This is a genomic window from Pseudidiomarina mangrovi (assembly GCF_003999375.1).
In the GTDB taxonomy this organism is placed as follows: Bacteria; Pseudomonadota; Gammaproteobacteria; order Enterobacterales; family Alteromonadaceae; genus Pseudidiomarina; species Pseudidiomarina mangrovi.
The window spans coordinates 1-21,643 of sequence record NZ_RJLC01000017.1; the positions used below are offsets into that span (position 1 = coordinate 1).

At 50.3% G+C, this 21,643-nt stretch carries 17 protein-coding genes, 1 other RNA gene and 1 pseudogene; 10 read left to right on the plus strand and 9 right to left on the minus strand.

Annotation, left to right across the window (positions count from 1 at the left end):
• Positions 1 to 816 (plus strand): T6SS effector amidase Tae4 family protein (locus EFO84_RS11720; protein ID WP_205701971.1); only part of this gene is annotated, 816 nt, incomplete at its 5' end.
• A complete protein-coding gene (locus EFO84_RS09315) occupies positions 807 to 1,517 on the plus strand; it encodes a hypothetical protein (RefSeq protein WP_127347799.1) in 711 nt (236 codons plus the stop codon). The genes EFO84_RS11720 and EFO84_RS09315, both read left to right, overlap by 10 nt.
• A gap of 98 nt (positions 1,518 to 1,615) precedes the next feature.
• Here the strand turns inward: EFO84_RS09315 and EFO84_RS09320 are convergent, their stop codons facing one another.
• A complete protein-coding gene (locus EFO84_RS09320; RefSeq protein WP_127347800.1) occupies positions 1,616 to 3,184 on the minus strand; it encodes an AbgT family transporter in 1,569 nt (522 codons plus the stop codon).
• 88 nt (positions 3,185 to 3,272) lie between these two features.
• The gene (gene fadE, locus EFO84_RS09325; RefSeq protein WP_127347801.1) at positions 3,273 to 5,741 is read right to left on the minus strand and encodes an acyl-CoA dehydrogenase FadE; all 2,469 of its coding nucleotides are present in this window, start codon (positions 5,739 to 5,741) and stop codon (positions 3,273 to 3,275) included.
• A gap of 183 nt (positions 5,742 to 5,924) precedes the next feature.
• Between fadE and EFO84_RS09330 the strand changes: the two genes are divergently transcribed.
• Positions 5,925 to 6,578, plus strand: coding sequence for a DUF3108 domain-containing protein (locus tag EFO84_RS09330; protein WP_127347802.1), 654 nt, complete (start codon positions 5,925 to 5,927; stop codon positions 6,576 to 6,578).
• Positions 6,579 to 6,588: 10 nt separating this feature from the next.
• Here EFO84_RS09330 and purN read toward each other — a convergent pair whose 3' ends face one another.
• Positions 6,589 to 7,233, minus strand: coding sequence for a phosphoribosylglycinamide formyltransferase (gene purN / locus EFO84_RS09335; RefSeq protein WP_127347803.1), 645 nt, complete (start codon positions 7,231 to 7,233; stop codon positions 6,589 to 6,591).
• On the minus strand, positions 7,230 to 8,276 hold the full coding sequence (gene purM / locus EFO84_RS09340; RefSeq protein ID WP_127347804.1) for a phosphoribosylformylglycinamidine cyclo-ligase: 1,047 nt from the start codon (positions 8,274 to 8,276) through the stop codon (positions 7,230 to 7,232). The genes purN and purM overlap by 4 nt, the downstream gene beginning before the upstream one ends.
• A 161-nt stretch (positions 8,277 to 8,437) precedes the next feature.
• On the opposite strand from purM, the gene rimI reads away from it, so the two are divergent.
• The 3 genes from rimI (at position 8,438) to ssrA (ending at position 10,960) form a co-directional block, all read left to right on the plus strand.
• A complete protein-coding gene (gene rimI / locus EFO84_RS09345) occupies positions 8,438 to 9,559 on the plus strand; it encodes a ribosomal protein S18-alanine N-acetyltransferase (protein ID WP_127347805.1) in 1,122 nt (373 codons plus the stop codon).
• Between the two features lie 117 nt (positions 9,560 to 9,676).
• Positions 9,677 to 10,555 carry a pepsin/retropepsin-like aspartic protease family protein gene (locus tag EFO84_RS09350; RefSeq protein ID WP_164742420.1) on the plus strand — a complete coding sequence of 293 codons (879 nt, stop codon included), beginning with the start codon at positions 9,677 to 9,679 and terminating at the stop codon, positions 10,553 to 10,555.
• 45 nt (positions 10,556 to 10,600) lie between these two features.
• Positions 10,601 to 10,960, plus strand: a transfer-messenger RNA (tmRNA) gene (gene ssrA / locus EFO84_RS09355).
• Positions 10,961 to 11,103: 143 nt separating this feature from the next.
• Here the strand turns inward: ssrA and EFO84_RS11835 are convergent.
• From EFO84_RS11835 to EFO84_RS09370, 4 genes are all read right to left on the minus strand, one after another.
• Positions 11,104 to 11,613: a Sir2 family NAD-dependent protein deacetylase gene (locus tag EFO84_RS11835; RefSeq protein WP_240642683.1), complete on the minus strand. Its 510-nt coding sequence runs from the start codon at positions 11,611 to 11,613 to the stop codon at positions 11,104 to 11,106.
• The gene (locus EFO84_RS11840) at positions 11,501 to 11,932 is read right to left on the minus strand and encodes a Sir2 family NAD-dependent protein deacetylase (protein WP_240642684.1); all 432 of its coding nucleotides are present in this window, start codon (positions 11,930 to 11,932) and stop codon (positions 11,501 to 11,503) included. The genes EFO84_RS11835 and EFO84_RS11840 overlap by 113 nt, the downstream gene beginning before the upstream one ends.
• 129 nt (positions 11,933 to 12,061) lie before the next feature.
• Entirely contained in the window at positions 12,062 to 12,328 is a 267-nt protein-coding gene (locus EFO84_RS09365) for a DksA/TraR family C4-type zinc finger protein (RefSeq protein ID WP_127347807.1), read from the minus strand.
• A 41-nt stretch (positions 12,329 to 12,369) separates the two neighbouring features.
• Complete coding sequence (locus EFO84_RS09370; RefSeq protein WP_164742421.1) at positions 12,370 to 12,981, minus strand: membrane-associated protein; 612 nt, start codon at positions 12,979 to 12,981, stop codon at positions 12,370 to 12,372.
• A gap of 174 nt (positions 12,982 to 13,155) precedes the next feature.
• On the opposite strand from EFO84_RS09370, the pseudogene EFO84_RS11965 reads away from it, so the two are divergent.
• Positions 13,156 to 13,677: pseudogene (locus EFO84_RS11965) on the plus strand (DUF1543 domain-containing protein).
• Between the two features lie 18 nt (positions 13,678 to 13,695).
• Here EFO84_RS11965 and EFO84_RS09380 read toward each other — a convergent pair.
• Positions 13,696 to 13,986: a YebG family protein gene (locus EFO84_RS09380; protein WP_127347809.1), complete on the minus strand. Its 291-nt coding sequence runs from the start codon at positions 13,984 to 13,986 to the stop codon at positions 13,696 to 13,698.
• 768 nt (positions 13,987 to 14,754) lie between these two features.
• On the opposite strand from EFO84_RS09380, the gene EFO84_RS09385 reads away from it, so the two are divergent.
• Genes EFO84_RS09385 through EFO84_RS09395 form a run of 3 tightly spaced genes read left to right on the plus strand, consistent with a single transcriptional unit; the run spans position 14,755 to position 21,642 of the window.
• Entirely contained in the window at positions 14,755 to 16,122 is a 1,368-nt protein-coding gene (locus tag EFO84_RS09385) for a TolC family protein (RefSeq protein WP_127347810.1), read from the plus strand.
• Entirely contained in the window at positions 16,115 to 17,947 is a 1,833-nt protein-coding gene (locus EFO84_RS09390) for an efflux RND transporter periplasmic adaptor subunit (RefSeq protein ID WP_127347811.1), read from the plus strand. The genes EFO84_RS09385 and EFO84_RS09390 overlap by 8 nt, the downstream gene beginning before the upstream one ends.
• Complete coding sequence (locus EFO84_RS09395) at positions 17,947 to 21,642, plus strand: efflux RND transporter permease subunit (protein WP_431355330.1); 3,696 nt, start codon at positions 17,947 to 17,949, stop codon at positions 21,640 to 21,642. Before EFO84_RS09390 ends, EFO84_RS09395 begins: the two co-directional genes overlap by 1 nt.
• Position 21,643: the final 1 nt, after the last annotated feature.

Sequence of the window (21,643 nt, forward strand, 5' to 3'; positions counted from 1 at the left end):
AGCAACAACCAGCTCTATTACGTGCATAACGACCATTTAGGCCGCCCCGAAGTACTGACTGATAACCAAGGTGCAGTGGTGTGGCGGGGGCAGCTAGAAGCCTTTGACCGCTCGGTGCTTATGAGCACAATCGGCGACTTCAACATCGGCTTTCCGGGGCAATACTGGGACGAAGAAAAGCACAGCTGGTACAACTACTACCGCGATTACGATGCCACCACCGGCCGCTACTTGCAAAGTGATCCAATCGGCTTAGCGGGTGGGATGAATACCTATGGGTATGTGGGTGGGAATCCACTGATTTTCATTGATCCCGTTGGGTTGTGTGCGTGCGGGCTTCCAAATTCGCAAGACTTTATGCAAAACTATCCTAATTATGGGGATTATTTGTCAGAACACGTTTGGGAAAAAATCGGTGGCTCACTTAACGACAAGTATGGGAAAACACCTACACGAGAGGCTCAAAATAGTTGTGCTGCGAGAGTTAGCCACGGTTTAAATGGAAGTGGTGCTACCATTCCAAATAGTCCCAAACATCAAACCAACAAAAACTGGAATGGTAATAATCAGCGATATATTTTAGATGCAACCATGATGAATAAATATCTTCGCGACACTTATGGTCCGCCGTCTCAAACGCTAACGAGTCATCAACAATTCCTCGACCTTAAGTTCAGTCTACCTAGAGGCCAAGCTGCTATAGTGTCGGCCCAACGTCACATTGGGGTTGTTACTTCTTCATATGATGATGGGATAGTCCCGACGTATTTAGGAGATGTTTGGCTACTTCCGGGAGCAGCTTGCACATGCAATTGAAAATTATTTTTTTTTGTGTCCTTTGTGCTTTGAGCCTGATAACTGGGGTCAAAGCGAAACCTGCGGATCAAGCGGGTTTGGAATGGTTTGAAAACGGAAACAGCGGTATAACGATCAACGTAAAGCTAACTTCTGGTACCGAAGTCAAAGGTATTCATTATGTACTACTTATTCCTGCCAGCAATAGTTGGATATTGAGAGTACAAGAACGCTCGGTAAATTATTCAGGTATTGAAATCCACACTGACCAGGGCCAACGGCAAAGTATGTCGCGTATAGATTTTGAAGAACTAATAAACGTGCTGTTGGTTTTCATTGCGGAAAACTATCAATCAAACAGCCTAGAGTCTATCCATCTTGGGTTGGGCATTGTAGAAGAACTTTGGCAAGATACTGCCTCCTCAATGAGGCAGGGCGATATCCCGAAGAGTTATTTTTTGATACCTAAGGAAAAAGATACCAATTTGATAAACCATAGAATGGTGACATATTTAGGTAATCATCCCACGATTAAAAAGTTGTGTGATTCTGCGATAGTCTTAAACAAAACTTGTGGTCAAAGTTTTGTGAAAATGAACCCCATTTTTTTTGAGTATGATTATATCGGTAAGCAATGGCAGGATGTTGAAATGCTCCCAAATTTAGGTATCCCGGTCGACAGACACTGGTTCGCAGTCAATTTTCGGGAAAATCATCTATAGTTATTTATTCTAATAAAGACATCGTAAAGTCGAGCCGCTCACATGAGTTATAATGTCAGCCAGGTTCACTGACTGACACTATTGTAATGTATTAGCCTCTACGGTGCCGGATAATAGGTCGGTGAGCCAGGCCCAACCGGTAGTTCTAAACCAAATACCCAAAGCATAAAGAAGGCTGTCCAGCCAACAATAAACACCATGGTATAGGGCAGCATCATGGCAATCATGGTACCGATACCGGTATCTTTCTTATAGCGTACGGCAACCGCCAAAATTAAGCCGAAATAGCTCATCATCGGGGTAATGATATTGGTGACTGAGTCGCCAATACGGTAAGCCGCTTGAATCACTTCAGGTGAGTAGCCAATTAACATCAGCATGGGAATAAATATTGGTGCAAAGATAGCCCACTGAGCTGAGGCTGAGCCGAGTGATAAGTTCACAAAGGCACACATGAAGATAAACACAATGAACAGCAGTGGCCCGGTCAAACCAATGTTCTGTAGAAACTCAGCGCCGTTTACCGCAAAAATAGTGCCGAGGTTGGTCCAGCCGAAGAAGGCCACGAACTGCGCGGCAAAGAACACCAGCACAATATACATGCCCATGGTGCTCATGCTGTCTGACATGGCATCAATGACATCGCGGTCGCTGCGCATGACTTTAGTGATGCGGCCATACACGTAGCCAGGAATGGCAAAAGTAATAAAGATAAAGACAACGATGCCTTTAAGGAACGGTGAATTAGCCACTAAACCAGTGCTTGGATCACGTAAGATGCCGTCGGCCGGAACAATGGTGTAGGCGAGCAAGGCAGCCAGCACCAAAAAGGCCAATAGCGCGCCTTTTAAACCGCGTTTCTCCAGTGGGTTGAGCGCCTCTATGGTTTGTTCTTTGAGGTTAATGGTGGCTTCTTTGGGGTTGTATTTACCGAGCTTGGGCTCGACGATTTTTTCGGTAACGAAAGTACCCATGAGTGCAATCAAGAAGGTTGATGCCGCCATAAAGAACCAGTTGGCTTCTGCACCGACCACGTAATTTGGATCCAATAAATTAGCCGCTTGCGTGGTGATACCAGCCAACAGCGGATCAACTGTACCGATGGCTAAGTTCGCGCTGTAACCGGCGGATACGCCAGAAAATGCTGCCGCTAAACCGGCCAGCGGGTGGCGCCCAAGAGAATGGAAGATCATCGCCGCCAACGGTACTAAAACAACGTAGCCTAATTCAGCCGCGGTATTTGAAATGACCCCGGCAAATACCACCGCAACAGTGACTAAACGCGGCGGTGCGTTCATAACCAGGCCGCGCATCATTGCTGATAACAGGCCTGACCGCTCGGCAATGCCAACACCTAGCAGGGCAACCAGCACCGTACCTAACGGGGTAAAACCAGTAAAGTTGGTGACTAAACCGGTGACAATACGTTGCAGGCCTTCGGCATTGAGCAAGTTAACCACTTCTATAACGCCGCCACCTGGGCGCGGGTCCTGCGCGGTTACGCCAAAATAGCTGGCAACGCCGCTGCCAATCACAATGGCAATAGCGAATAAGGCAAATAGGGTAATGGGGTGGGGCAATAAGTTACCAAGATACTCAACGGTGTCTAAGAAACGGGTAAAGCCACTGCGCTTAGCGCTCTCTGATTGTTGTGGTGTTTGCGTCATGCAGACTCGACTCCAAATTCATTTTTGTTATTTGAAGGCCGATTGTACACCAAAAAAAAACGGCGCCACAGGCGCCGTTTGTCATTTATTACGCGGCATCAGCGGCCGCTTTGGGCTTTTTCGGCTTATTTGCCAAGGCATAGTCACGTGCTGCTTTGCCAGCCATCAGGTCTTCATGGGCAAAATCATCCACGTTGATGGTACGCAAACGACCTTCTTCAGCACGAATCAACAAGGCGACTTCTTCGTCATTCAGCACACCCAATTCTTTGCCTTTAGCAGCCACTTTATCAAGGAAGATAAAGCTCATACGCTGATTAGCTGCTTTGCGAACGCGGTCGAACAGTTCTTCCGCTTTAATAATATCGCGCAAGGTTGTTTCTAAGTAGCCAAATGCACCCTCTGGGCTCAAGAACTGGCCAGCGCCTAAACGCTCACGTGAGGCATTTGGTTTCAGCAGCAGCTTCGCGACTTTGTGATCTAGCTTGTCACTTGGGCGGCTAGCGATGCGACCGAATGGATACATCACAACTTTTAATGCTTTACCAATACCACCAAAGTTATCCAGCAAAGCTAACTGACTTTCTTGTAGTTTGTGCAAGGTGTCTTGTAAAGCCCAATGCACTAACGGCAGGTCGTCTTTTTGACGGCCTTCTTCGTCAAAGCGTTTCAGCGTTGCTGAGGCTAAGTACAGGTAGCTCAACATATCACCCAAACGCGCAGAGATACGTTGTTTACGTTTCAGTGAACCGCCTAATACACCCATGGCAACATCTGATAACAGTGCCAAGTTAGCGCTAAAACGATTCATTTGTTTGTAGTACTTAGCGGTGCTATCGCCAAATGGCGTTGAACTAAAGTGCCAACCACCAAAGCCCAGCACCATTGAGCGTACAAAGTTGCTCATGGCAAAGCCAATATGACCAAACAAGGCTTTATCGAACCGCGCTAAGCCAGCTGCGGTATGATCGGCAGACGCCAACATTTCTTCCAATACATACGGATGGCAACGAATTGCGCCTTGGCCGTAAATCATCAGGTTACGGGTTAAGATGTTAGCGCCTTCTACGGTAATGGCTACCGGCACACCTTGATAACCGCGGCCAAGATAGTTATTCGGGCCTAAACAGATGCCTTTACCGCCATGAATATCCATCGCGTCATCCATACGGGCACGCAATTTTTCGGTCATGTGGTATTTAGCAATAGCTGAAATTACCGATGGTTTTTCGCCCAAATCAATGGCTTTGGTGGAGAAGCGAGTAACCGCATCCATCAAATAGGCATCACCAGCTAAACGCGCTAACGGCTCTTCAACGCCTTCCATTTTACCAATCGGTAATTTGAACTGGCGGCGAATATAGGCATAAGCACCGGTTGCCAAAGCAATCGATTTGACGCCACCGGCGCTGTTGGATGGCAGGGTAATAGCACGACCCACTGATAAACACTCCACCAGCATGCGCCAGCCTTTACCGGCCATTTCTTTGCCACCAATAATGTAATCAAGCGGCACAAACACGTCTTGACCACGTAACGGACCATTCTGGAATGGCACGTTTAATGGGAAGTGACGGCGACCAATTTCAAGCCCTTTGGTATCGCGCGGAATTAACGCTGCGGTAATACCGAGTTCAGCTTTATCACCCAACAGTTGCTCTGGGTCATATAATTTGAATGCCAAACCAATTACCGTAGCCACCGGGGCTAGGGTGATATAGCGCTTATTAAAGTTAAGTTTAATACCAACGATTTCTTGGCCTTCCCACATGCCTTTACAAACCACCCCAGAATCTGGAATAGAACCGGCATCAGAACCCGCTTCAGGGCTGGTCAGAGCAAAGCAAGGGATCTCATCACCCACTGCTAAGCGCGGTAAGTAATAGTCTTTTTGTGCTTTAGTGCCATAGTGTTGCAGCAACTCGCCCGGGCCTAAAGAGTTTGGTACGCCTACAGTTGAGGCCAAAATAGTGCTAACGCCAGCAAGTTTCTGTAGCACCCGTGATTGGGCATAGGCAGAGAACTCTAAGCCGCCATATTCTTTTTTGATGATCATGGCGAAGAACTTATGGTCTTTCAGATATTGCCACACATGCTCAGGCATATCGGCTAACTCATGGGTCGCTTCCCAATCGTCGAGCATTTTGCAGACTTCTTCCACTGGGCCGTCTAAGAATGCTTGCTCTTCGGCAGTTAACTCAGATTTTTGAATGCTGTGCAGCTTTTTCCAGTTTGGCGCGCCACGGAATAGATCGCCTTCCCACCAGGTGGTACCAGCATCAATAGCGTCACGTTCGGTATCGGAGATTTCCGGCATAATGTTGCGGTATACCGACAGAATCGATTTACTCAGTACGCCGCGACGAAACGCAGTTATATTCAGCGGCAACAGCACCACGGCCAGCACAGTCCATAACACCGGGCCAACAATACCGAGTAAGTTACCGACCGCGAATAAGCCCACGAGTGCTAAGCTAGTGACTAGCAGCGAGCTGCGGTAATACATAAGGCCAACGAAAATTGCTATCGTGGCGATAATCCAAAGCGTGGTGAACATGCTGTTACTCCATCTCTATTCAGAGGTCTGACCAGTATTTGTTATCCATTAAAGGTAGTCGCTTTACGTCGATTTTTCAAGTGAAATTTGAAACAACCGTTTGAAACTCTAAACCATTACGCAGAACGACGGTCTTAAGATGACAGGTAGCCCTAATTTTCATATCAAGGATAGCTATTCGCGATGAAAGTATTGATGTTTTTGTTATTCACCAGCGTATTAAGCAGTGCTGTTGCTGAGACCAGTGCGCCATTACCTTACGCCGCCCAGTACGAGGTGCAGCGCGATGGCTCTGACTATGGCGAGGCGCAACGCACGTTGCAGATAAATGCCGATGGTTTATTCGAGCTGTACACAGAAACTGAAATTTCTTGGATGTTTTTAAGCGACCGCCGCAGGTACTGGTCAACCTTTGCTTGGCAGGATGACCGTGTGGTAACGCGAAAGTTTGGCTTTAAACGTTCAGGTACCGGCAAAAATCGACAGTATGATGCCAGTTATCCAGCACAGCCACCGGTGTTGGATGAAGCCGCATTATTAGAGCAGTTGCGGGTTGATCTGGCTGATACGAAGCGCAGCGAATTTCGTTACACCTTGGTGGATGAAAAAGGTGAAACTGACCAGCAAGTTTATCAACGCGGCGTCACTGAAACGCTACAATTGCCTTACGGCGAGGTAAGTGCCACCAAAGTAGCGCGTATTCGCGAACACAGCGACCGTGAAACCTATTATTGGTTTGCCCCAGAACTAGACAACGTGCTGGTGAAAATGCAGCAACTTGAAGAGGGTGATGAAGTGGCAACCTTGGTGCTACGTAAACTGCACACCAGTCAATAAGCCGCCGGTTTTAGTCGGCGGCATAGCCTTGTGGGCCCAGCAGTTCACCGTCGAGCTCAGCGCCGGCGGCGGTTAAGCGCAAGCGGCCGCTACACAACCAATGCACCACCAATGGATAAATACCGTGTTCTTGCACTTGCACCCGTGCTTGCAAGTCAGCAGCGGTGTCCTCAGCAAACACCGGTACTTTGGCCTGCAGAATAACCGGGCCGCCATCGAGTTCTTCGGTGACGAAATGCACACTCACGCCATGCTCACTATCGCCTGCCGCCAGGGCGCGATTGTGAGTGTCTACGCCTTTATATTTGGGTAATAGCGACGGATGGATATTGAGCATACGACCGTGGTAATGCTGGGTAAATGCGGAAGTAAGAATGCGCATAAAGCCAGCCAATACCACCACATCGGGGTGAAAGCTATCGACCAGCTGCAACAACGCCGCATCGTAATCTTCGCGGCTGGCAAAATCGCCATGAGCTAGCACTGCGGTGGCAATACCAGCCGCTTGCGCCTTTCCAAGCCCTGCAGCAGAAGCCTTGTTGCTTATAACCGCAACTACCTCACCGGCAATTTTTCCGGCTTGGCTGGCAGCCACAATAGTTTGCATGTTACTGCCAGAACCACTGATTAGAATGACAATACGCTTGTGGCTCATGCGCTGATTTCGACTCGCGCATCAGTCTCGCCACGAGCTGCAACGTGGCCAATTACCCATGCTTGCTCGCCGTGCTGCTGTAAAATGCTCAATGCTTCATCAACCTGCGCACCCGGCAGGGCAATAATCAACCCTACGCCACAGTTGAAGGTACGATACATTTCACGCGTGGTGACGTTACCTTGTTGCTGCAACCAATTGAAAATAGCCGGCCACTGCCAACTATCGCCATCGATCACTGCTTTGGTGCCTTCTGGCAACACCCGTGGGATATTTTCCCAGAAGCCGCCACCGGTGATGTGCGAAATAGCATGCGCTTCGCAGCGCTCCAGCATGGCCAGCACCGATTTCACATAAATACGGGTCGGGGCCATCAGATGTTCGGCAAGCACTTTGTCACCGAGTACTTCGGTGCGCACATCAGCGCCGCTTACTTCAATAATTTTACGGATCAGTGAGTAGCCGTTTGAATGCGGGCCTGACGAGGCCAGGGCAATCAAGGCATCGCCTGGAGCGACTTTGCTGCCATCAATAATGCGTTCTTTTTCAACCACACCAACGCAGAAGCCGGCAATGTCGTAATCGCCATGTTCGTACATGCCAGGCATTTCGGCGGTTTCACCACCAATCAGTGAGCAACCGGCTTGTACACAACCCTCACCAATACCGGTGACGACATCGGCGGCAACATCCACATCTAATTTGCCAGTGGCGTAGTAATCAAGGAAAAACAGTGGCTCAGCGCCTTGCACAATGAGGTCGTTGACGCACATGGCAACCAGGTCGATACCGACACTGTCATGCTTGGCCAGATCAATGGCTAAGCGCAGTTTGGTACCAACGCCATCGGTGCCCGACACTAACACAGGGTGTTTGTACTTGCTCGGTAACTCGCAGAGCGCACCAAAACCACCAATATTGCCCATCACTTCAGGGCGCTTGGTGCGCTTGGTCACGCCTTTAATACGCTCCACTAAAGCGTTACCCGCATCGATATCAACGCCGGCATCTTTGTAACTTAAAGAAGGTTTTTGCTCGCTCACAGTGGGTCCTCGGTTGCTGCCATAGCTGCTGCTAAAAATTGCGCGCAAGTTTACCACTTTTGTTGCCGCTTCGCGATATCTGAAACAAAAATCCACAGACAAGCGGCGAGGACAGGCCTATAATCATCCACGTATTTATAAATAGTCCAACGAGTTATCCCATGGCCATTGCGCTTCGCCCCGTCTGTCGCGACGATATTGACGCCCTTGAACAGATCGAAAACCGCAGCTTTATTACCGACCGTATCAGCCGCCGTAGCTTTCGGCGTTTTATTGATCAAAGTATTGGCGATTTTCAGGTGCTGACCGTATCTGGGCAGGTGGTAGGCTATTATATTGTGCTCTATCGCCAAGCCACACAGCTGGCGCGCTTGTATTCGTTGGCGGTTGACCCCGATCATCGCCGCCGCGGCTATGGCTCGCAGCTATTGAGTGCTGCCGAGCAAGACGCTGATGACCGCCACTGTTTATTTATGCGGCTCGAAGTCAAAGTCGATAATCTCGGTGCGCAAACCATGTATCACCGTGCCGGCTATTACGACATGGAGATCCGCCCCGAATATTACGAAGACGATAGCGATGCTCTGGTATTACAGAAGTTGTTGCCGCGCTTTGAGCCACATCCGGCCCATAACGGCACCCAACGGCTGGTTCCTTATCGTACGCAAACTACTGAATTTACCTGTGGCCCAGCCAGCTTGCTGATGGCCATGGCGTATTTTGATATTCCCACCCGCGACGCGCATTTAGAAGAACTAGAAATTTGGCGTGAAGCGACCACTATTTTCATGACCTCAGGGCATGGTGGTTGTGGTCCGCATGGTCTGGCTCGTGCAGCAAACAAACGTGGCTTGCAGGTCAGCCTACATGTCAGTGAGAGTGGGCCGCTGCTGCTTGATTCGGTACGTAGTGATAGCAAGAAGCAAATCATGGCGCGTATTCAAGAGGTCGATATTGCCGCACTGACCGCCGAGGGTGTTGCTATTGTGGTGGGTGATTACAGTATGCAGAACCTGTTTGATGATTTGGCCAACGGCAAATTGGTCGTCGGTTTAATCAGTACCTACGTATTTGACGAAAGTAAAGCGCCGCACTGGGTGTTGATTTGCGCGGCCGATGAAAACTATGTTTATATCAATGACCCCGATCAAGATACCTTTCCCTGGCAGTCACCAGCCGACCGCCAATATCTACCGATTCCGCTTGCCACCTTTAAGCGCGCCTTTGGTTTTGGTAAGCGCAAACAGAAGGCTGCCGTAGTGCTCAGCCGGGCCGGAAATTAATCGAGAATAAGTACTTTTATTCGTGATAGTGATTCGCTAAACTCCTTTTTGTATCAACAATTTCTATACAAAAAAGGGACTTTTATGCGTTCTATAATGCTTTCCATGAGCCTCATCATGAGCTTTGTTGCTGCCATTGTGAGTGCGCCTGTTCAGGCACAAGCCACCAGCTGGATCCCATTCGAACAGAGTAACGGCCATATCCGCATCAAGGTGAAGCTCGCCGGTATTGAGACCTACGCCATCATCGATTCCGGTTCGCAAGCCAACGCGGTTAACATCAGCTTTCTTGAGCATCACCAGTTATCGTACAAAAACCATGAATGGGTGCGTATTCGCGGTGTTAATGGCATTGATGAACGGCCAATCTACAAAGATATTCCAGCGGATATCTTGGGGCTTGAAATGGACATGGAACTCGTGGGCTTGCAGTTGGGTGGCCCAGAGGTTGGGCTGTTACTCGGCGCACCGGTACTGAATCAGTTTATTTTCCAATTTGATTATCCCAATAGCCAGATGCGTTTTGCGATGCCGGGTACCTTTGACTTAGCCGAGATCGGCAACATTGAAATGCGCTCGCAGCAGGGTTCAGGTCAGCCGCTGGTTAAAGTGAATTTAAATGGTGAGACCGACCGCTGGCTCGTGCTTGATACCGGCAACAGTGGTGGTATTTACATGCCACGAAATATTGCCGATAGCTTGGGTTGGTTAGAAAAATATCCGGTCGCTGCGGGTACCTCGCGTGGCGTGAATAAACAAGTAGGGGTCGACATGCTGCGAATACCGACCTTAGGGTTTGGCCCATTTACGTTAGAAAATGTTGCGGTAACGGTGCCTGAAGATGGCGTCGGTTTTGATTTTGCCTCGCGTTATCAGAGTGTTAATTCGCGTATTCGCGGCGTACAGGTGAGCGGTATTCTTGGCTACGATGTGATGAAGCATTTTGTACTGACCATTGATTATAAGAACGGGCGTGGCCATATATACGTTCCATAAGTCAGTGACAGCGACAGCCGATAGGCGTATAATCGCACTTGCTTTGGGGCTGATTAGGATTCGACGGGATACACGAAACCCAAGGTGCATGCCGAGGTGAGGCTGGCCTCGTAAAAAGCCTCAAACTAATAGTTGCAAACGACGACAACTACGCTTTAGCGGCTTAATAACCCGCTATGCCCGACCCCTAGCGCTTTGTCTGTGAGACTAGGACCAGTCGGCTAACCCTATAGCAGACTCGCGTGGAGGCTTCGCCCGTAGCCAAAGCGTTAAAACCAATCGGGATCGTCACCTTAAGGAGCCTGTCTGTCGGCGCCTTGGTGATTAACTAAAAGACCGACTAAGCATGTAGTACCGAGGATGTAGGTATTGCGGACGCGGGTTCAACTCCCGCCAGCTCCACCACATGAAAGACCAGACAAGTCTTATATTGTCTACTAACCCAGCGTAATTGCTGGGTTTTTTATTGCCTGTAGTAAAATATAGTCTTATGAAGAAAGTCGACTAAATTTCACTTGGTTTAACGCCCAGAAAAGTAAGTTGCTCGCTCACCGTACACATGTCAGCGTAGGAATAATTCTAGTATTCAGCTTCAAACTGGCGATATCATCGGCGCGGGTGGTGCCAAGATTGAGCAGTGTTAGTGGTTGCCCGGCTTGATGCGCCTGGCGGGCGAAACGAAAGCCAGAAAATACCATCAGTGAAGAGCCGATAACTAGCAGCCCGCCACTATCTTGCAATGCTTGTTGCGCTTGCTCTACTCGGGGGCGAGGCACATTGTCGCCAAAATACACTACATAGGGCTTCAATATGCCGCCGCAGTGGAGGCAGTCAGGTACATGAAAATCGTCAAAGTTGCCCTCTAAAAAAGCATCTCCGTCGGGGCCAGCTTGCGGCGATAGGTTGGCATAGTGAGGGTTTAATGCCAGGCAACGTTCGTGCATATCAAGGCGCGGACTGTGTTGGCCGCAGTCCATGCAAACCATGTTGTTGGCGTCGCCATGTAAATCGATAACGTCGGTACGTACTGCCTGCGCGCTGGTGCAGACCGTCAACATTTTGTGTAATAATGGTGCCGATCAGGCCTTCAGCTTGCCATTGTGCGAGCGTTTGATGGGCTGCGTTGGGTTTGGCGTAATATAGCTTCGGCCAACCATGTAGACTGCGAGCCCAGTAGCGCTGGCGTGCCTGATTGCTACTCATATATTCGCGATGCTGCATGGGTGGGGGGCTTTTCCATGCGCCTTTGTGGTCGCGGTAGGCTGGGATGCCGGAATCGGTGCTAATACCTGCGCCCGTTAATACCGTCACTGGTCTAGCATGGGTGAGCAATTCGTGGAGTGCTGCACTGGCTTGCGCGATTTCATCAATGTACATATAGCAAACTGCCTTTTGCGCTGACTACCCGCGCTATGATGCCAAGTTTTGGCTGACGATAGAAGCATAGAAAGCATCTAAGCTACCGCGGGGCATCGGACAGCAAGCCTAAGGGTAATGTAGTCAGCATCAACGCAACTGGCTGTCTTTACTGCCGCGGCGGTTGATACCAGCCGCGTTACTGGCTTGTTTGTCGAGCTCGGTTTGGCACTGGATGCAATAACGCACGCCGGGCAGAGCTTCGCGCCTTGCTCGTGGTATTGTTTCGCCGCACTCAGCGCAGTGGATCAGGCTTTCACCTGCGGGGATCTTGCTTGTTGCCTGTTTCACACTGTCTTCAGTGCTGGCATCAATTTGTTCTTGAACTGTGCCATCTCGTGACCATCCGCCTGCCATATCAACCCCCTTAACTTAAGCAATACTTTTATTATTGTAGCTTATCCAGCTTGATTACTTTTGTCCCTGGCATCACAGTCAGGCAACCGGCAGGTGCTTAGGAAGCGTTTGCATAGCCAATGGGTGGGTAAGTAAATAATCACCACCATAGCAAACCAGAGCAACAATAAGTACAGCCATGGATTGATCATATCCTGCGCTTCACCGGGGCCGAACGCCCAGTTGATATTGGCTTCGGGGTCGCTGACTAGGTAGGTAACTGGCAGCACGATAAGTGCTACCAGGCACTGGAGCGCAAAACCACGGCGGCCATAGCCAAATTTGTACAGCATGTAAATTAAAACCGGGGGCAAGGCGAGGTGAAACTTACCGGACAATACCCGGATGTGTAGGGCGCGCTCAGCCTCAAACATGTAATTTGCGAGCACACTGAAGTAACTAAGGGTGATAAAATCTAGTGTCCACACGATTTCGGGTATTAGAACTGCGATCGCCATGGTACTGGCAATCAGTCGGTTTCCCAGCCATAGCGCAGGTACCAGTGCAAACAAGGCGATGTCAGAAAACCACAGGTAGTTCTCAGGTCCGTAGTAGTCCCAGTACGCGACAAACACAACAACGGCGAGGGCGGTGAAGCTTACCTTGAGCCACATGGGCACATCTTGCCCAGAGCCTGCTCGGGTGTATTGATGGTGACGAAAGTTAAGTAAATTCACTTTGAAAGCCTACTCCCTTTGGTTTATACGTGCTGTTTAGTCTAGCATGCGTGCTGCTGATTGAATGACGGCTTAAATGGGAGAGCGTAAAAGGTGAATAACAAGCTATTCATGGTTTATTTAGGGGGCACAGCGCCTGGTGCTAACATTGAGCTACACGACATTCGCTTTGTGGTTGCGCCTTCCATCGAAGCTGCTTACCCTGCGTTAAAAAAATAGTGGTTTGGCGTTCGAAGCAGTGTACACATCGACAGTTACATGTATGTGCATCATGTTGATGGCTATCGTGTTGAACTTGTGCCGCAACCTCAATTACAGCAAAGCGATTCAAGTGTTTCCCGGAAGAAACTTTATTTTGTGAATTTTGGCGGCTACTTTCCCGGCAACATGACGGAGTTTCATGATTTTACCTTGGTGGTGGCAGAGTCAGCTCAGCAAGCACGAGCGTTAGCAAAAAATAAAGTGTCTCAGCAATTATTGGCCAACGCCGAGCAGTTTCACAAGGACGATTTATTGGAAGTTGATGATTGTTTGCAGCTTGATCTGTTGGACGGACATCAAGTGGTGTTACATCATGACGGACAAGAACAGATAATAAGCCCAGACTGGAAGGGGTATCAGCCGATACCTTAAGCCTGGGCATAACAGGGGTTAACTCGCCGCTTTGCTTGCATCAGCTTCGCTGGCGCTTTTGTTTACTTTTTTCTTTGCAGGTTTTTTAGCCCCTAAAGCGAGTAAAACCTGCTCACGTTCGCGGGCCAAAAACAGAGCCAAGTCTTCCGTTTGTTTTTCGTCGGTGAGTAATTCGCTTTGTTCCAGTAATGGGAAGAGCGCCTCTACCATATCAAGCATTTTATCGTGTGCATCGGCTTCTGCTTTACTGGTAAATGACATTTTTTCTTCTCCGTCCCGCACTACTACATATTGTGTAATGACAGCCATGATATTCCTCGTGGTGTGCTATATGAGTGACAAGTAAGCAAGGTGTTGGTGCTCGGCAACTGTTTATTTATACAGTGTTTTTTATGTATGAGCAATGACGTGTTCATTGCATAGAGTTACATGGGGCAGGTGACGACGGCTGACCTTGTCATTGCGCTATTTTGCGTGTAAAGTAACTAGGTTATTATTTGGGGTTTTTCAATGCGATTTTGGATTCTGTTCGTGACAATGTGTTCGCTGCTGAGCTTACCGTTCTCTGGTACGCTTGCGGCTACTGATGTCATGCATGACCATAGAATGCAAGAAACCTCAGTTTCAGCTCACCACGGGCATGTGGCAGAAAGCTCAACGAAGAACTCAGTTGAGATTAGAGAGCACATGGCTTCATCCTCTCAAGAACGAACTGCGTCTGATGACGACAGCGAACATTGTCCGAGCATGGCAGGCAACCCACCAAACAGTGCGCACTCGGCTGGCACTGTGTTAGATCATGGCTCTGCTGATTGCTGTGAAGATATGGATTGTACTGATTGTCCTGCAGATTGCGGTCATTGTATTGCGTCGGATCACGGCTCATGCGCGACTTTGACCTGGCAGCAGGTGGCAACTCATGCGGTGATGTTATCGCCCGTGGTGGCCCATACCTCTTTTTACCAACTCCTTTCTGGGCAACCTTCGCCTCCACCTATTATTTCCTGATTTCAACAGTTTGGCTCCGGTTTATGCCTCATCGCATGCCGGTCGTGTTGATAATGCAGGAGATATTGCATGTCCATCTTGGTTCACGCAAGCCGCGTTTTAGCGGTACTTGCAACCTTAGCGCTCAGTGCGTGCGCTAGTTACAGTCCGAATTATGAAGCTTTGCAGCAGACAGCTTATGGCAACGATACACCGCTGCCGATAGATGCGGATATCGCAGAGCTGATACAGTTTGCACAGTCACATCACCCTTCGGTATTGGCTGCGACGGCTCAATTAGAGCGCGCTCGCGCTGCGTCTGTGTCTGCAGGCGCATTTGCTGACCCCGAGCTCAGTATTAGCCAAGGCTTAAACGATGCAGATTATTTTACTCTGGGGCTTTCACAAGAAATCCCTATTTTTAACCGTCGGGGAATGAGCATTGAGCAAGCAAAAAGCAGCGAGCTTGCTGCTAAGGCTCGCTTAACCCAAGTCCGAGCAGAGATTGCAGCCAATGTCGTACAGGCGTTCAGTGAATATTTGTATGTGTTGGAGAACCAGGCTCTGCAGCGAGATCTAGTGCAGTTACTGGAGCAGTTCTCCAGCATCGCTGAGCAAAGCTATGCCGCTGGCGATGTTGCTATGGCCGATCTATTGCGAGCGCAAAACGCGCTGGATGAGGCGCGTAGCGAATACGACAACCTGCAAGCGATGCGGTTTTCACAACGAGCTCGACTGAATTCAGCGCTTGGTCGTGACGCGCGAGCTGAGCTGCACGGTGACTATGCGCTGGAGGTCTCGCATCGAGAGTTCGCGCACTTACCAGCGCCGCCCGATGAATTATACGAACAGCTCAAAGAAAACAATCCTGCTTTATTGGCGTTGCGTGCGGAAGTGAAGAGTTTGGTGGTCGCGCAAGATATCGCTAACACATCTGGGTTACCACGCCTGATGATTGGGGCCGAGTATATGAATACCGACATGGCCTCGGATACGGTGGCAGGCATGCTGTCGGTTTCACTACCGATTTGGCGTGCCAATTACCGGGCGCAACGAGAGGCTGCAGAGGCTGACTTAGCCTCAGGGCTGCACGAGCTGGAGGCCAGTGAGCTGGCGATTCAGGCTGAGCTGAGTATGGCGCTTTACCAATGGCAGGATGCTGAGCGCAATCGCGTGCTTTATGGTGACGTCTTAATTGGTCGTGCCGAACAAGCGGTGGCTAGCAGTTTAAGCAATTATCAAAGCGGAAGCGCCAGCTTTACGGACGTTATTACGAGTCAACAGGAGTGGCTTAGTTTCGCCTTGGCACACCGCCGAGCCATGGCAAATCAGTTAGCAGCGGTGGCGACCATACATGCCCTGATGCCAACCCTTCCGCTGCCAGCAGAAACGCCTGCTGAAGCAGAACTTTCCGCGACTTCCGTCGAGGTTATTTCCGTCGAGGTTAAAGATGAATAAAAAGAATCCAATTACCGTGATTGCCGTGGTTTTCGTTGTACTTGCGTTGGGAACAACAGTACTAGGCATATCTTTCCAGACGCCTCATTCACATGATCATGTGCATGAGCACGACCATCAAGCCTCATCATCGGAAGCTGCAGCGAACGATGAGCAAGAATACACCTGCTCGATGCACCCAAGCTTTCGCTCAACAGATCCGAATGATCGCTGTCCTATTTGTGGCATGGAGCTTGTGCCTGTCACCAGCAGCAGTGCCCGTGACGATGACGTTGTGGCGATAGAGCTTAGCGGACGAAGTTTGGCGCTGCTTAACCTGCAAACCTTGGTGGTTGAGAAGGGCTCTGCCACAGCACAGTTACGTTTAATAGGCTCACTCGACTTTGATGAGCGGGCGTTGACCACTATTTCAGCTTGGACGAGTGGGCGTATTGAGCGTTTACATGTGAATTACTCGGGTGCGCAGGTGGAAGCAGGCGCACCATTAGTTGAACTGTATAGCCCAGAGCTTTTGATCGCCCAACAGGAACTGCTACAGGCGCAGCGTCAGGCAAACCGTGAAGCACCAGCATTCCTGGCGGAATCGAATCAAACCACGTTGCGCGCCGCTCGTGAACGTTTGCGCTTGCTGGGGCTTTCAAGCAGCCAGATTGAACAGGTCATAGCGCGAGGTGAAGCCAGTGATCGAATTGAGATTCACGCACCGTCGTCGGGACTTGTGGTGACGCGAAATGTATCGCAAGGCGATTATGTTAACACGGGTGACACCTTGCTGGAGCTTGCGGATGCTGAGCGTATGTGGGCGGTATTCGAGTTGTTTGAGCGTGATCTGGCATACATTGAAGTAGGTCAAACGCTGACATTTTCACTGACTTCCTCAGAGCAACCGATCGAAGGCGTGGTTGAGTCTCTATCCCCTCGTTTAGATGCGGACAGTCGTACCCGCCAAGTACGTGTAGCGATACAAAACGCGGGTGGTAATTTGACTGCTGGTGCCTTGCTGCGCGCTCAGGTTGAGGTTGAAGTGGATGATGTCATCACTATTCCTGCATCGGCACCATTGTTAACCGGCAAACGGGCTGTGGTATACGTCAGGACATCGCCTGATAGTGGCGAGTTTGAGGCGAGACAGGTGGAGATTGGTCGTCGCCTGGGCGAATACTATGAAGTACTGAGTGGACTAGAGGAAGGCGAGCTGGTTGTCAGTCGTGGTGCATTTCGTATCGACAGTGAGCTGCAATTGCGCGGACGCCCGAGCATGATGGCACCACAAGGTGGTGGTGGCGGAGGTCATGACCACGGGGGGATGTCACATGCAGACATGGCTGATGAATCTGCAGCGGGGCATGCTGCTACACATGAAGATATTGAAGTGCCCGTTGGCGAAGATCTTGAGTTAAGCGAGCTTTTGGATGCGTATTTTGCGATGTGGGAAGCGCTCCACAGTGATGACTTAGACGCTTGGCAAGCAGCCGCTGAATCGTTTTTCCAGGCAGCGGAAGCGGTGCAATGGCCTGCCAACATGCATGATTTGCACAGTCTATTGGCAACCGGCGCTGGTCATGCACATCATGTCACTAGTCTGGAACAAGCTCGTGAGCAATTTCAGGCACATTCGCAGGCGATGATAGCCTTGGCAAGCGCCGGTTATCTTGCGCGTGACAGCTACCTGATGTTTTGTCCGATGGCGTTTGATAATCAGGGAGCATACTGGTTGCAACCAGACAGACGTCTATTAAACCCGTACTTCGGTGATGCGATGTTACGCTGCGGTGATCGTGTTGAGCGATTTGAAGGCGGGCACGATAGCCACGGAGGCCACTGATGATGACGAATTGGCTTCTGAATAATAAGCTCGTGGTGGCGCTACTTGCCGTTATTGTCGTGGTTGCAGGTATATTGGTGGCGCCGTTTAACTGGGATACCGGCATGCCTCGCTCGCCTGTGGCGGTGGATGCTATTCCTAATATTGGTGAAAACCAACAGATTGTGTATACCGATTGGCCTGGGCGCTCGCCGCAAGATGTTGATGACCAAATCAGCTATCCGCTGTCGGTGCAATTGATGGGGGTGCCGGGTGTTAAAGACGTGCGTACATTGTCGATGTTTGGTTTCTCCAGCATTGCCGTTATTTTTAACGATGACATTGAGTTTTACTGGTCGCGCTCGCGTTTACTGGAGAAGTTGAGTAGCTTGCCTGCTGGTACGCTGCCGGAAGGTGTGCAGCCAGCTTTGGGGCCAGATGCGACCGGACTTGGCCAAGTGTACCTGTATACCTTGGAGGGTAGAGACCCGCAAGGCAACCCGATAGGCGGCTGGGATCTGGATGAACTGCGTTCGGTCCAGGATTGGTATTTACGCTACGCCTTGTTAGCTGCAGAAGGGATCTCTGAAGTGGCCTCAGTGGGCGGATATGTTCGTGAGTATCAAGTGGATGTCGACCCCGATGCGCTGCGTTATTACGAGGTGAGCTTGGAGCAAGTGATGCAGGCGGTGCAGCAGTCAAACCTGGATGTTGGTGCGCGCACCACTGAAATTAACCAAGTAGAGTACCTTGTTCGTGGTGTGGGCTTCATCAAGTCACTTGACGATATCGCAGCGGCTGTGGTGGCGATGGCCAGCGACAACACGCCAATCCTGGTCTCTGACGTGGCTAACGTTGGGTTTGGTCCTGCGGAACGACGTGGTGCCTTAGACGTGTCAGGCGCTGAGGCGGTCGGTGGCGTGGTTACGGTGCGAGAGGGTTTCAACCCGCTTCAGGCGATTGAAAACACCAAAGCACGCATTGATGAAATTGCCACAAGCTTGCCAAGCCGTGCGGTGGTCGATTGGGATCAGGTATCGCCGTCCGAAGTGCGTCAATTTGCGGCTGAGCAAGGCCTGCCAGATTACCGCAGTGGAACGTTAAACTTTGATGATGAGCATCACCGGGCTTGGTCTGACTGGCTGCAGGCACACCCTCAAAGTAGCTGGCCAGATTGGTTGAACCTTAGCCAGATTACGGTAGTGCCGTTTTATGATCGCTCAACGCTGATCATGGAAACCTTAGGCACCTTAAGCGACGCTTTATCGCAACAGCTATTGGTGACTGCTGCGGTGGTGATGATTCTATTGTTGCATTTACGCTCGGCGATTACCGTGGCCACAATGTTGCCGTTGGCGGTACTGATGACCTTTATTGGCATGCGAATACTCGGCGTTGAGGCCAATATTGTTGCCTTGGCTGGTATTGCCATTGCAATCGGCACCATCGTTGATATGGGTATTATTGTCACCGATAATACGCTGCGTTTACGTAAGCAGCAGCCAGATAAAGATATTGGCAGTATTATCAGGCTTAGCACCAAAGAAGTGGGACCGGCTGTGATGACCGCGATCGCGACCACAGTGATCAGTTTTCTCCCTGTGTTTATGATGACTGGTGCAGAGGGCAAGCTGTTCACGCCATTGGCTTATACTAAGACTTTGGTCCTCTTAGCCGCAGTGGTACTGGCGCTGGTGGTAGTGCCAGTTATGTTGCGCGTTTTGCTGAGTGATCGGTTAGCGAGACTTGACGCTTGGTTAGAGGCCCGCCGGCAGGCTTATCGTATAGTCTACGCGGTGTTAACACTCATTGTATTAGTGCTGCTGGCAAACCTATGGGAGCCTCTGGGGCCCGCTGCGGGTAACATTCGCAACTTTCTTTTTGTCGCCATTTTGTTTACCGCAGTGGTGGGCAGTTTTGCGCTTATTATTCGCTTTTATGAGCCGATGCTACGCTGGTGCTTGCGCTTTAAAGCGGCGTTTCTTGCTTTACCGGTGTTGGTGGTGGCCGCGGGTCTTGCCATTGTCCCGGGGTTAGGGCGCGAGTTTATGCCGTCGTTGGATGAAGGTGCTTTCTTGCTTATGCCAACCACCATGCCCCATGCGTCCATTGGCGAAGCACTCGATGTGTTAAGCCAACAGGATAAAGCCATTGCTGCCATTCCTGAAGTTGAGTCTGTGGTCGGCAAAATCGGTCGGGCAGAAACGGCACTTGACCCGGCACCGGTGTCGATGATTGAAACCATTATTAACTACAAAAGTGAATTTAAGAGCGATGAGAACGGGCGTCGCTTGCACTTTAAAGTGGACTCGAGTGGTGAATTTTTGCGAGATGAGCAAGGTGCCTTGATACCAGATCGGCTTGGCAGGGCCTATCGCCAATGGCGAGATCACATTCAAAGCCCGAGTGATATCTGGCATGAAATCACTGCTGCAGCAGAAGTGCCAGGGGTAACCTCCGCTCCGCGTTTACAGCCTATTGAAACCCGGCAATTGATGCTGCAAACGGGCATGCGAGCGGCGATGGGGGTCAAAATACAGGCCCCCGATCTGGCTACTTTAGAGCAGGCAGCGGTTGATATTGAACGCGTGCTGAGGGAGTCCAACGGCGTCAACTCCGCTTCGGTGAGCGCTGAACGGGTGGTTGGTAAGCCCTATCTTGAGATTAACTTAAAGCGCGAGCAGCTAGCACGCTACGGTTTAAGTGTTGAAACAGTGCAGAATACCATTGCCGCTGCCATCGGTGGTGTGGAGGTAACTCGCAGTGTGGAAGGTCGTGAACGCTACCCGATCCGCGTGCGTTATCAACGCGAACGACGAGACGGTATTGAAGCGATGTACGATACCTTGATCACAACCGCCAGCGGTGCACAAATTCCGCTATCTGAGGTGACCGAGATTAAGTATGAACGTGGTCCGCAGATGATCCGTTCAGAAAATACGTTTCTCACCGCGTACGTCACCTTTGGTTCTGCCGGCGGTTATGCCGAGGTAGAAGCCGTTGAGGCGGCCCGAGAACACCTTCAAGCGGCACAAAACAGTGGAGAGCTTCGCTTGCCCTCTGGCGTTAGCTACAGCTTCGCAGGCAGCTATCAGCAGCAGCAAAGCGCGATGCAAACGCTGCAGTTGGTGATCCCGTTGTCGTTAGTCTTAATCTTCATCTTGCTGTACCTGCAATTTAAAGAAGTAAGCACAGCGATGATGGTATTCAGTGGGATTGCCGTTGCGTGGGGTGGTGGCTTCATCATGCTCTATTTGTATGGTCAAAGCTGGTTTGCCAACTTTAGCATCCCACTGATCACACAAGGTGTCACCCTCCGTGACATATTCCAGTTCGAGGTGACACATTTGAGTGTCGCTGTTTGGGTTGGTTTCCTTGCGTTATTTGGCATCGCTGTTGACGATGGCGTCGTCATGGCAACCTATCTAAAACAGCGCTTTAGCGAAGAGGCAAGCGATACGGTTGAGCGTGTGAGAGAGCGCACGGTTGAAGCCGGCTTGCAACGTGTTCGTCCGTGTTTGATGACGAGTGCGACCACTATCCTCGCGTTATTCCCAGTATTGACAGCCACTGGTCGTGGCGCGGATTTGATGATCCCTATGGCGATCCCGACGGTTGGCGGGCTGACGTTTGTTGTTTTATCTATGTTCGTTGTGCCAGTGCTCTATAGCTGGCGTGAAGAGTTGAAAGTAAAGTCGAAGCAGACAGGAGTTTAAG